Origin of the sequence: Natranaerovirga pectinivora (genome assembly GCF_004342165.1) — a bacterium.
GTDB classification, from domain to species: Bacteria; Bacillota; Clostridia; order Lachnospirales; family DSM-24629; genus Natranaerovirga; species Natranaerovirga pectinivora.
This window is the reverse complement of record NZ_SMAL01000027.1, coordinates 1-1,396: the sequence shown is the minus strand read 5'-3', so window position 1 is coordinate 1,396 and position 1,396 is coordinate 1. Positions and strand designations below refer to the sequence as shown.

At 29.2% G+C, this 1,396-nt stretch carries 1 protein-coding gene; it reads right to left on the bottom strand.

The genetic code is table 11. The features are described 5' to 3' along the window. Nucleotides 1-91: 91 nt before the first annotated feature. The gene (locus EDC18_RS14350; protein ID WP_132254260.1) at nucleotides 92-1,267 is read right to left on the bottom strand and encodes an ISL3 family transposase; all 1,176 of its coding nucleotides are present in this window, start codon (nucleotides 1,265-1,267) and stop codon (nucleotides 92-94) included. Nucleotides 1,268-1,396 lie beyond the last annotated feature (129 nt).

Here is a 1,396-nt window from a genome sequence, read left to right as displayed (position 1 = left end):
CTTTAGAGCTATTTTTGTATTCTATAATATAATACGCATTTTAGGGTGCACTTAATAAAGCTACATGTTAATAGTAGAAAAAACATCTTATTTAATTTGTAATGTGTAAAATACGATTTCTAAATCTGTGGAAATTTCTAACGCCATATGAAATGCGTTTTAATACTTTTATCTTATTATTAAATCCTTCTGTTGGACCATTGGTATATCCATACTTAAATGCATTTAGTATTTCTTTGGCCCAATGTCTATATGTATTTGCACAAGCTTCAAACTCAGGAATACCTGATTTCTCAGCATTCTTAATCCAATCATAAAAAGCAGTTCTTTGATATGAGTACTTATTACTTTGACAAATCTCATAAAACCATTCTTTTAAACGGTGAGCAAGTCTTAAATCATCGTTGTACTGTAACATTAAATCTACTGTTTTTTTAGTCTCATCTTTAAGTTTATAATACCTAGTAAGAAGCAATCGACGACTACGTTTATAGTATTTACGTAAGTTAATAGGCATAGACCGTTGTAAACGTTTGCGTACTTTTTCAATTGCCCAAGTAACTTGTCTAATAAAATGATATTTATCAATAATAATTTTTGCATTAGGGAAATAATTACGAGCAATATCAACGTAAGGTTGCCACATATCAGAAACAAAAAATTCTACACGATGTCTATCATACCTAGGTACTTGTTTGAAGTAATCTATTAAATGATTTTGTGAGCGATCAGGAAGAATATCTAAAACTCTATTTTTCTTTCCATCTACGATGATACATTGATATTTACCAGTTTCAGCATTTCCTTTAAATTCATCAATACAAAGAACCTTTGGAAGAGAAGGGGTTGGATAGTTAATAACATTTAAAATACGTAGAATAGTAGATACAGAAACATTAGCAGAATGAGCAATATCTGTAATACTAATAGTTTTAGTAAGTTCCTTGCAAATAAAATGAACTAAGCGAATAGTCATACGAGAGTATCTAGGTAAAAAATCATAAGATTCATAAAATCGTTTGCCGCAGGAGCAAACATATCTACGTTTCTTTAAAACAAAGTAAGTTCTTTGGAATTGAAGAGGAATATCTTTAATAACTTGGTTACGGTAATCATGTATTTTACTTGTTTTTGAACCACAACAAGGACAAGAGTGTTCCTTAGGTTTAGTTTCAAGAAAAAACTTAATAAAATGATCTCCATAATCAATATTTTTTACCTGTACCTCTTTTAATTTTAGTAATTTACTGATAGAATTAGATTGCACTTATAATCATTCCTTTCGATTTGTTTTTCTCGTCAATTAACATGTTAAAGGGAATTGAGGATAAGTGCATTATTTTTTTACAAAAAAATAATGTTGAGGTTTTTACACCCCAACATTTATTATAGAACC